Here is a 9,780-nt window from a genome sequence, read left to right as displayed (position 1 = left end):
CTTGCGCGGCGCGAGCAGGGGCAGGAAGAACGAGTCGCAGAACGACAGGTGGTTGGAGGCGAGGATCGCGGGGCGGTCGTCGGGGATGTTCTCGCGGCCCTCGATCCACGGACGCCACACCAGCCGCAGCAGCGGTCCGAGGAGGACGAACTTGGCGAACCAGAAACCCACAACTTCTCCCGCGCCGCCAACCCACCGACATCTGCCTCGACAAACCCTATGCGCCGCGGGGTCCCGGCACCAGTCGCATTGCCGCGCAGGGTCGCCGCGCGGGCCGGTCGCCCGGCATGATGGGTCGGGTGACCGCCGCCCCGAGCCCGTCCGACGCCACGCCCTTCCATGCTGACGGCGGACCGGTGGGCGTCGTGGTCAGTCACGGTTTCACCGGAACTCCGGCCAGCATGCGGCCGTGGGCACAACACCTGGCCGCCGCCGGTTACACGGTCCGGCTGCCGCTGCTGCCCGGCCACGGCGGCACCTGGCGGGAGACGAACAGGTCGACCTGGCCGCAGTGGTACGCCGCGATCGAGGATGCGTACCGCGAGCTGCGCGAGCGCTGCGACACCGTGTTCGCGGTAGGGCTGTCGATGGGCGGCACCCTCGTGACCCGGCTGGCCGAGCAGCACCCTGACGGGGTGGCCGGTCTCGTGCTCGTCAACCCCGCGTACGGCACCAAGCGGTTCGACGCCAAGCTCGCGCCCTACTTCGCACGGCTGATCCGCTCCCGCCCCGGCATCGGCGGCGACATCAAGAAACCGGGCGTCGACGAGCCGGCCGCCGACCGCACGCCGGTGATCGCGTTCGCGTCGCTGCAGAAACTGTGGAAGGTCACTGCCGGCGACCTCGGCCGGGTCCGCGCGCCGATCCGGCTCTACCGCTCGCGCGAGGACCACGTCGTCGACGACCTGTCCGGGCAGCTGCTCAAGGCGGGCGCGATCAACACCTCCGTCGACGAGATCATGCTGGACAACAGCTATCACGTCGCGACGCTCGACTGGGACGCCCCGACGATCTTCGAGGGCAGCGTGGAGTTCATCTCGTCGGTCATCGGCACGCAGCACCTGGACGACTCCGGGGCGGTGCCGTGAGCGGCCCGGAAGCGCACGAGCCGCAGCGGCTGGACAACGGCCTGCTGGCGGCGCAGTACGTGCCGCTGACCGACGTCGATCCCGATGTCGGTGCGCAACTGCTCACCGCACTCGGTCGCGCTCGCATCGCGGCCTATCTCGCCCAGCGCCCCGACGATCCGGAGGCGTCGGGCCGTACGCGGTTGTTCGTGGCGTCGGACGAACGCGTGGACGCCCGGACGATCGTCGCCGCAGCCGTCCGCGCGCTCGAGCGCGACGCGGAGGCGGCCGACGCGTCGACCGGTGCGGACCTGCTCGATGACCCGGAGCGCACCGACGCGGCGTTCCGCGCCCTGGTGGCCGACTGGCACGTCGACACCGTCGCCGCGGTGCGCGACGCCGAACGCGAGCTCTCCCGCGAGGACGTCGACTGGCGGCTGCGGCTGAACAAGCCCGCAGCCGACGACCCGGTGTGGCTCGACGACGACCACTACGTGCCCCCGCCACCACCGCCGCTGCCCCGGCTGGCCGGCCCTACGATCATCGCGATGGCGGTGCTCACTGTCTCGATCATCGTGCTCGGGCTGGGTGGTCAGATCGGGTTGGCGAACGGGTTGAGCCTGGCGCTCGGCCTGGCCGGGCTGCTGCTCGCCGCATGCTTGCTGTTCAGCCGGGTGCGCGAGTTCCGCCGCGACGACACGGACGACGGCAGCGCGCTGTAGTCCGCTCAGCCGACGCTGAGCTCGACGACCGTCGGCGCCGGCACGCCGGCGGGCAGGCCAGTAGGCACTGCCACCGGCGCCGGCTCCCCTGCCACGACGTTCTCGTCGATGAACAGCCCGGAGCCGAGTTCGCCACGTCCCAGCCGCAGCACGTCCGCGGCGCCGTCCGCACCGGGTTCCTTGGCGACGCTGGCGACGCTTTCGACACCGTCGACGGCGAGCAGGACGGGTGGCCGGTCAGGGACGAATCGCGCCAGGGCCCGCTGTGCCGAGTGCGCCTGTTCGATGCGGTGGGCGGGGTTGCCGGCCAACCTCAGCCCGGCCAGCACGAAGCGCGGACCGCCCGCGCCGCCGGTACGCAGCAGCGCGAGCGCCGCACCGGCCGGTTGCGCCGCGGAGTGACCCAACGGCACGTCGCGGGCGTCGAGGGCGTCCACGCCGAGCGTCGACATCAGCAGGTTCGCCCCGGCCGGGCGGCCACCGCCGACCACGACCAGCCCGCTGCGGCGGCCGAGCGCGGCACTGATCGAGCGCCACCGGAGCAGGTGCGGCGCGCGGTGCACGCACGCGATGTCCGCCTCCGCCGACTCGATCAACCGGGCGAGTGCGGCACGGTCACGGCCGGTGACCCGGGCGTCAATGGTCAGCAGGCGCATGATCGCTCATCCTGCCGTACGGCCGGAGGACGCCGTGACGGGTCACCGGGTGGTGTTGCGCGCCAGATCCGCGGCACCGACGAGGCCGGCGTCGGCACCGAGTGCCGCGCCCACGACCTCGGCCTCCGGCCGGAACCCGCGCCCGGTCAGGCTGTGCGAGAACTCCTCCCGTGCCGGACGCAGCAGCAACTCCCCCGCGCGCGACACCCCGCCGCCGATGACGAAGATCGACGGGTCGAGCACCGCGGCCAGGTTGGCGAGCCCGCGACCGAGCCAGCGGCCCATTGTCGTGCAGATCGTCGCCGCGGCCGCATCGCCGGCCGCGGCCGCCGCCGTGACGACCGGTCCACTCAGTGCCGCGACGGAACCCGCGAGCTCGACCATCCGCGCCGCGGCCACCGGCGACTCCTCCGCGAGCTCGCGAGCGTCGCGGGCCAGCGCCCGGCCGGACGCGTACATCTCCCAGCACCCGCGGTTGCCGCACGCGCACCGCCGGCCGTCCGGCACCAGCGTCATGTGCCCGTATTCGCAGGCGACGCCGAACGCGCCGCGGTAAACCTGCCCGTCAGCGACGAGACCGCCGCCGATGCCGGTGCCGAGCGTGACGCACACGATCACCGCCTGGCCCTGCGCGGCACCGAAGCGGTACTCGGCCCAGGCCGCGGCGTTCGCATCGTTGACGAGCAGCAACGGCGCGTCGAGCTGCTCGGCGAGGCGTTCGCGCACCGGCTCGTTGCGCCACGCGAGGTGCGGCGAGAACAGCACCGTCGCGGCGTCGTTGGCAATCCAGCCCGCTGCGCCGACGCCCACGGCGCACACCTCGTGCCGGGCGCGCAGCGTCTCGACGACCTCGACGATCGCCGCTTCCGTGACGGTCGCGCCCCCGTCGGGGGTGTCGCGCTGCGCGCGGTCGATCACCGCGCCCTGCTCGTCGACGACACCCGCCGCGACCTTCGTGCCGCCGATGTCGACGCCGATCGAGAGGTCGCTCACTGCATGGTCTCGTCCGGCTCGTCGAGCTCGATGCGCTGGACCCGTGGCCGCGGTGCGCGCCGCCCGGGGCCGGGTGCTGCCGGCTGCGCCGACGCGGCGCCACGGGCGCGCTCGGTGGTGGGGTCGGCGAGCACGCGCAACGCGTTGGCCACGGCCGCCGCGGCCTCGCCGATCCGGTCGGTGAGCTCGGGGTGTTCGCCGCGCAGCGCGGACGCGAGCTGGCACAGCGGGCACCATTGGCACTCCGGGCCGCCGTGGCCGCTGGGCGGCGCCGGGAAGTTGCGCTGGGTCCACTCCTGCACCGCAGTCAGCAGCTTGCGCGTCTCGTCGCCGAGCTCGCCGGTGGGGTGCGGCTCGTCCTGGTCAGTCATGACGCGCCTGCTCCGTACGGCCGCCCGGCGTCGGGCGCGGCCGCCCGCGCGCACCGGGCGCCTCCGGTTCCTCCGGCGCAAAACGTACGTGCAGCTGTGCGCCGTCGAACGATCCTCCGGACACGACGCATCGGCGCAACATACTCGGCAGGGTGAGGATGCGCCGGTTCCCGCCGACGCTCACCACGAGGTCATCACCCGCCCGCACCGCGTCGACATCGTGTCGCTGCGCCAGGGGCAACGGAATGCTCAGCACGAAGCCGCCGGCGCCGTCCGGGTCGACGCGCAGCGGGGGTGGCCCGGGCGTCTCGGCCGCCGGGTCGACGCCGGGCAGCGCGCCGTAGAGCTCGGCCGCCACATCGCGCAGAGCGTCCACGCCCACCGGTTCACCAGGCCGGTACGGCAGTTCTTGCACGGGGATAGTGCCGAAGGACTCGCGCACCGCGTCCAGCTGCACGCGCTGGGCCCGTACCCACGCCTGCCGCCACTCGTCGCCACCGTCGGGGAACACCCGGTTGGCGATGACCGAGTCGACGCGGTAGCCGAACAGTGCCAGCGCGGTGAACGTGCGTCGCGCCTCGGCGACGACCACGGCCTCGGGGGTCAGCACGAGGCGCACCGACGTCACCGTCGGGTCGCCGAGCAGCTCGCGCACGGAGGCGAGCTCGTCGTTGAGCCGCAGCAACGTCTCGAACAGCGAGTCCGGCGGGACGGCGTCACCGCGGCCGAGCAGCGTCGCGACCGTGCGCACGCCGCGGGCGATCTTGCGCTGGGCCGGGAACACCCGCTGCAGGTACCACCGCAGCGCCTCGGGCAGCGCAAGGAGCCGCAGCGTCTCTGCGGTCGGCGCGCAGTCGACGACCACCGCGTCCCACGTGCCGCTCACCGCCAGCTCGCGCACGGCGAGCAGCGCGAGCACCTCGTCCACCCCGGGCAGCACGGTGAGCTCGTCGGCGGTGATCGGGTCGACGCCCCCGCGCGTCAACATGTCGGTGAGGTAGGACTGGACGTCGCGCCATGCGGCCTCGAGCCGGCCCTGCGTGTCGATCTGTACCGCCCACAGGTTCGCCGCGACCTCGGTCGGTGCGTCGCCCAGCGAGGTGTCGAGCGCGTCGCCGAGCGAGTGGGCGGTGTCGGTGGAGAGCAGCAGCGTCCGCGCGCCGCGATCGGCCAGCCGCAACGCGGTCGCGGCTGCAGCGGTCGTCTTGCCGACCCCGCCCTTCCCGGTGAACAGCAGGACGCGCATCACGCGCGCAGGCTCTCGACGCGCTTCTTCAGCTCGTTCAGTGCCGTGTCCATGACCACTCGCTCAGCTTTGCGCTTGAGCATGCCGAGCATCGGGATGATGAGGTCGACGGACAGTGTGTAGGTGACATAGGTGCGTGCTGCGCCGGCGGGGTCGCCGCGCAGTTCGTACGACCCGTGCTGGGCGCGCATCATCTGGCCGCTGACGAGATCCCATTCCACCCGCAGCGCGGCACCATCACCGCTCCAGACGTAGCTGAGCTCGTACTGGTCGCGCACGATGCCCGCGTCGAGGGTGAAGGCCACCCGCCGAGCGCGACCGTCCGGGCCCGCCTCCAGCACGTGCGCCTGCTTGACCGACGCCGCCCACGACGGGTAGTTCGCGAAGTCGGCGATGACGGCCATGACGTCGGCCGGAGTGGCGTCGATCGTGATCGACTGCGTCGACTCCTCCGACATGGCACGTCACGCTACCGGGCCGCGCATTGCCGCCGGAGTGAGCGCAGCGCGGCTGTGCCGCTCAGCTGGTGGGCACGTGCGGCACCGACGTCAGCCGGGTCAGCCGGCCCGGGTCGAGCTGATCGCCGAGCCGCCAGAACGCCTGCTTCGTCCGCGATCGGTAGCGCTCGCACACCTGCTCGGCGAGTCGCCGGGTGACCGGCCGCGAGCTCGTCGAGTCCAGGCGCAGGAAGAAGTGCGCCACCGTGCCGGAGCACGTCGACTCGAGCCACACCTCGGCGCTGCCGGCGAGCGCAGGCTCGAACCCGTCCACGGCATCGACGAACCAGCGCACGCCGACCGCGCCGCGCAACTCCTGCACGCGCAGGTGCAGTCCCGGCCACCATTCACGCCAGTTCACGGGCTCGGCGAGCACCTTGCCGACGGCTGCCGGTGCGGCGGCGAGCCACGTCGAGTCGACGACGTCGACGGGCGGTCGCTCGGTTGCGGGCATCGCGCCAGGATCGCACGCGGCCGCCGGGACCGCCTCCGGCCCGACGCCGTCGCCTCGCCCCGGGCCCGTCGAGCGGTTACCGTGACACCCGTTACCGGCAATCGTCGCGTCGCGTTGCCGGATCCGCCCGGACGCGCATGCCCCGAAGGGACGCCGGTAGTGCAGGAACTGCATGTCGCCAGCAAGATCACCACGCTGAGCGAGTCGAACACCGCAGACTTCGTCTTCGACAACGCCGAGAAGGACCCCAAGCACGTCGCGTTGAAGCGCCGCGTCGGCGACATCTGGCGCGAGGTGACCGCCGCGCAGTTCGCCGCCGAGGTCGTGTCCGCCGCCAAGGGGATCATGGCCGCCGGTATCGAGGCCGGCGATCGCGTCGCGGTGATGAGCAAGACCCGCTACGAGTGGACCGTCCTGGACTTCGCCCTGTTCACCGCCGGCGCCGTAGTGGTGCCGATCTACGAGACGTCCAGCGCCGAGCAGGTGCAGTGGATCGTCTCCGACTCCGGCGCCAAGGGCATCTTCGTCGAGACCATCGAGCACGCGGAGACGGTCGAGTCCATCCGCGCCGACGTCCCCGACCTCGCGCACGTCTGGCAGATCGACATCGGCGTCCTGCACAAGCTCGAGGAGACCGGCAAGGACGTCGCCGACGACGACGTCCAGGCCCGGCGGCGCGGCGTCAAGCTCGACGACCTCGCGTCGATCATCTACACCTCAGGCACCACCGGCCGCCCCAAGGGCTGCGAGCTGACGCACCGGTGTTTCGTGGTGCAGACCGTGGAGCTGCAGGGCCTGCTCGAGAACTTCTTCAACGACGAGACCTCCACGCTGCTGTTCCTGCCGATCGCGCACGTGTTCGGCCGGGTCATCGAGATCGGCTCGCTGGCCGCGGGCTGCACGCTCGGGCACACCGCCGACGTCAAGAACCTGCTCGACGACCTCGCCGGCTTCCGGCCGACGTTCGTGCTCGCCGTTCCGCGGGTGTTCGAGAAGGTCTACAACTCGGCCAAGCAGAAGGCGCACTCGGAGAAGAAGGGCGCGATCTTCGACCGCGCCGAGTCGGTGGCGATCGCCTTTTCCGAGGCACGCGAGAAGGGCCACGTACCGGTGCTGCTCAAGGCGCAGCACGCGGTGTTCGACCGGCTCGTCTACAGCAAGCTGCGCGCCGCGCTCGGCGGCAACTGCACCGCGGCCGTCTCCGGCGGCGCGCCGCTCGGTGCCCGCCTCGGGCACTTCTTCGACGGCATCGGCGTCACGATCTACGAGGGTTACGGCCTCACCGAGACGTGCGCGGGCGTCACTGTCAACCGGCCCAACTCCATCAAGATCGGCACCGTCGGCCGGCCGGTCGGCGGCACGACGGTCAAGGTCGCCGACGACGGCGAACTGCTGTTCAAGGCGCCGCACATCTTCACCGGCTACTGGCAGAACCCGGACGCCACGAAGGAGACCCTCGAGGCCGACGGCTGGTTCCACTCCGGGGACATCGGCGAGATCGACGACGACGGGTTCGTGCGCATCACCGGCCGCAAGAAGGAACTGATCGTCACCGCGGGCGGCAAGAACGTGGCGCCGGCCGTGCTCGAGGACCGTGTCCGCGCACACTGGCTGGTCAGCCAGTGCCTGGTGGTCGGCGACCAGAAGCCCTACATCGCGGCGTTGGTGACCATCGACCCCGAGTCGTTCCCGCAGTGGCTGGAGAAGAACGGCAGGTCGGCCGACACCCAGCTCGGCGACGTCGTCGGCGACAGCGAGCTGCGCGCCGAGGTCCAGGCGGCGATCGACGACGCGAACAAGGCGGTCAGCAAGGCCGAGTCGATCCGCAAGTTCCACATCCTCGCCGATGACTGGACCGAGGACGGCGGGCAGTTGACGCCGTCGATGAAGCTCAAGCGCAACGTCGTGGTCAAGGAGAACGAGAGCGACATCGCCGAGCTCTACGACGGCGCCGGCAAGTAACCACGCACTGCTGGGCTGCGAACCGTCAGCCCTGCTCGACGGTGCGCGCCAGGATGCCCAATGTCGCCCGCAGCGCTATCGGCGAGACGACCGGGAAGCTGATCTGCCCGCGGTAACGCTCCTCGATCTGGCTCCAGTCGTAGTACGACGTGACCCGCGTACCTCCGTCGACGGCCGCCAGCCGGTAGCCGTAGAGGTGCTTGATCGGCGGCTGGGTGCGACCGCTGATCGTCCATTCGATGTGCTCGTCCGGCACGAACTGCGTGATGATCACGGTCACGTCGTACTTGCCCATGTCGACGTCGCCCAGCGCCTCGCGGTCCATGTGCACGACGAAGGTGTCACCGACAGCGGTCACTGGTGCGCCGTCGGCCGACTGCAGCATCCCCGAGCTGTCGATGCGCACGTGCCCGTGCGGGTCGGTCAGCTGCGCGAAGATCTCATGCGCCGGCGCGGCGATCGTCCGCGATACTTCCAGACTCTCGGCCGCCGCGCTGTCGGCTTGCGATTCGTCATCGGTCACCGGGCCAGGGTGGCAGACCGCGCGTCGGGCGGCCGCGGCGCCCGCCCGTCAGCGACACTGGGTCGATGACGAGCGCGCCCGACCCGGAGTACCCGCCCATCGATCCGCAGGAGCCGGTCCCCGACGATCCGGGTGAGCTGCTGCCGGATACACCCGACACGCTGCCGCCCGCGCCGGACGAGCCGATGCCCGTGCCGACCGACCCGGAGGATCCCGACGGGCCGGAGGGCGTGCCAGCCGTCCCGTGAGGCAGGCGAGGATCGCCGGATCAGGCCTCGACGTCGACGAGCACGACATGGGTCGACGACCTGAACACGGCGATCTCGATACCCAGCGTCGCTGCGGCTGCCGACACCGCGCGCAGCCACGTCGCCTCATCAGCGGGCAGCGCGTCGTGCGCGATCTCCACTGATCCGCCGCTGGTTCGCAGTCGTCGCACGACCTCGTGCACGCTGACCGCGTCGTTCGGCACCCGTTCATTTTACTACCAAACTCATAGACAATATATGATTTGTGTCCGTTGCCACCACGGGAGGATCTGTACGGTGACCGCTTTCTCGACGTTGAGCCACCTCGAGTGTTCGCGGACGGGTTCGACGCACGACGCCGACGTCGTCCAGGGCCTGTCCCCTGCCGGCGCACCGCTGCTCGCGCGGTACGACCTCGAGCGCGCCGCGGCCGGTGTGACGCCCGCGGACATCGCCGGCCGACCGCCCACCCTGTGGCGCTACCACGAGCTGTTGCCGGTGCGCGCCGAGGCCGACGTCGTCGGCTTCGGCGAGGGCATGACGCCGTTGCTGCCCATGCCACGCCTCGGCGCGCAGCTGGGTGTGACCGCGTTGCTGATGAAGGACGAGAGTGTCCTGCCGACCGCCTCGTTCAAGGCGCGCGGCGCTGCCGTCGGCGTTTCCCGCGCTCGTGAACTCGGCGTGCAGGGTGTCGCGATGCCGACCAACGGCAACGCGGGGGCGGCGTGGGCGGCCTACGCCGCGCGTGCGGGGCTGCCTGCGTTGATCGCCATGCCGGTCGATGCCCCGGTGATCACCCGGCGCGAGTGCGTGGCCGCCGGCGCCGAGCTTTACCTCGTCGACGGGCTCATCGGTGACGCGGGCGCGCTGATCCGCGCGGCCGTCGCCGACCGGCCGGGCTGGCAGGACACCTCGACGCTCAAGGAGCCGTACCGCGTCGAGGGCAAGAAGACGATGGGCCTGGAGATCGCCGAGCAGCTCGGCTGGCGCTGCCCGGACGTGATCGTCTACCCCACCGGCGGCGGGGTCGGCATCATCGCC

At 71.6% G+C, this 9,780-nt stretch carries 13 protein-coding genes; 5 read left to right on the top strand and 8 right to left on the bottom strand.

Annotated elements, in window-relative coordinates; translation table 11 throughout:
* The first annotated feature begins 290 nt into the window (after positions 1-290).
* Positions 291-1,088: an alpha/beta hydrolase gene (locus tag ACFFCN_RS17640; RefSeq protein ID WP_375493782.1), complete on the top strand. Its 798-nt coding sequence runs from the start codon at positions 291-293 to the stop codon at positions 1,086-1,088.
* A complete protein-coding gene (locus ACFFCN_RS17635) occupies positions 1,085-1,789 on the top strand; it encodes a hypothetical protein (RefSeq protein WP_375493778.1) in 705 nt (234 codons plus the stop codon). Before ACFFCN_RS17640 ends, ACFFCN_RS17635 begins: the two co-directional genes overlap by 4 nt.
* Before the next feature lie 5 nt (positions 1,790-1,794).
* Here the strand turns inward: ACFFCN_RS17635 and ACFFCN_RS17630 are convergent, their stop codons facing one another.
* The 6 genes from ACFFCN_RS17630 to ACFFCN_RS17605 all read right to left on the bottom strand — a co-directional run bounded on the left by ACFFCN_RS17630 (position 1,795) and on the right by ACFFCN_RS17605 (position 6,006).
* Positions 1,795-2,445: a hypothetical protein gene (locus ACFFCN_RS17630; RefSeq protein WP_375493776.1), complete on the bottom strand. Its 651-nt coding sequence runs from the start codon at positions 2,443-2,445 to the stop codon at positions 1,795-1,797.
* Between the two features lie 42 nt (positions 2,446-2,487).
* Positions 2,488-3,438, bottom strand: a complete 951-nt coding sequence (locus ACFFCN_RS17625) for an ROK family glucokinase (protein ID WP_375493774.1) — start codon at positions 3,436-3,438, stop codon at positions 2,488-2,490.
* Positions 3,435-3,809: a hypothetical protein gene (locus ACFFCN_RS17620; protein WP_375493772.1), complete on the bottom strand. Its 375-nt coding sequence runs from the start codon at positions 3,807-3,809 to the stop codon at positions 3,435-3,437. The genes ACFFCN_RS17625 and ACFFCN_RS17620 overlap by 4 nt, the downstream gene beginning before the upstream one ends.
* Positions 3,802-5,055 (bottom strand): ArsA family ATPase, encoded by a 1,254-nt coding sequence (locus ACFFCN_RS17615; protein ID WP_375493780.1) that lies wholly within the window; start codon positions 5,053-5,055, stop codon positions 3,802-3,804. The genes ACFFCN_RS17620 and ACFFCN_RS17615 overlap by 8 nt, the downstream gene beginning before the upstream one ends.
* Positions 5,055-5,513 carry an SRPBCC family protein gene (locus ACFFCN_RS17610; protein ID WP_375493770.1) on the bottom strand — a complete coding sequence of 153 codons (459 nt, stop codon included), beginning with the start codon at positions 5,511-5,513 and terminating at the stop codon, positions 5,055-5,057. Before ACFFCN_RS17610 ends, ACFFCN_RS17615 begins: the two co-directional genes overlap by 1 nt.
* Before the next feature lie 61 nt (positions 5,514-5,574).
* Entirely contained in the window at positions 5,575-6,006 is a 432-nt protein-coding gene (locus ACFFCN_RS17605) for a polyketide cyclase / dehydrase and lipid transport (protein WP_375493768.1), read from the bottom strand.
* 159 nt (positions 6,007-6,165) lie between these two features.
* Between ACFFCN_RS17605 and ACFFCN_RS17600 the strand changes: the two genes are divergently transcribed.
* Positions 6,166-7,968 (top strand): AMP-dependent synthetase/ligase, encoded by a 1,803-nt coding sequence (locus ACFFCN_RS17600; RefSeq protein WP_375493766.1) that lies wholly within the window; start codon positions 6,166-6,168, stop codon positions 7,966-7,968.
* 25 nt (positions 7,969-7,993) lie between these two features.
* Here the strand turns inward: ACFFCN_RS17600 and ACFFCN_RS17595 are convergent, their stop codons facing one another.
* Positions 7,994-8,491, bottom strand: coding sequence for an SRPBCC family protein (locus tag ACFFCN_RS17595; RefSeq protein ID WP_375493764.1), 498 nt, complete (start codon positions 8,489-8,491; stop codon positions 7,994-7,996).
* Positions 8,492-8,556: 65 nt separating this feature from the next.
* Here ACFFCN_RS17595 and ACFFCN_RS17590 point away from each other — a divergent pair, with 65 nt between their 5' ends.
* On the top strand, positions 8,557-8,739 hold the full coding sequence (locus tag ACFFCN_RS17590; protein WP_375493762.1) for a hypothetical protein: 183 nt from the start codon (positions 8,557-8,559) through the stop codon (positions 8,737-8,739).
* 20 nt (positions 8,740-8,759) lie between these two features.
* Here ACFFCN_RS17590 and ACFFCN_RS17585 read toward each other — a convergent pair whose 3' ends face one another.
* Entirely contained in the window at positions 8,760-8,963 is a 204-nt protein-coding gene (locus ACFFCN_RS17585) for a hypothetical protein (RefSeq protein ID WP_375493760.1), read from the bottom strand.
* A 73-nt stretch (positions 8,964-9,036) separates the two neighbouring features.
* On the opposite strand from ACFFCN_RS17585, the gene ACFFCN_RS17580 reads away from it, so the two are divergent.
* On the top strand, positions 9,037-9,780 hold a 744-nt coding region (locus ACFFCN_RS17580), incomplete at its 3' end, for a threonine synthase (RefSeq protein WP_375493758.1).

Source organism: uncultured Jatrophihabitans sp. (assembly GCF_964246335.1).
GTDB lineage: Bacteria > Actinomycetota > Actinomycetes > Mycobacteriales > Jatrophihabitantaceae > Jatrophihabitans.
This window is presented reverse-complemented; position numbering and strand designations above follow the sequence as displayed.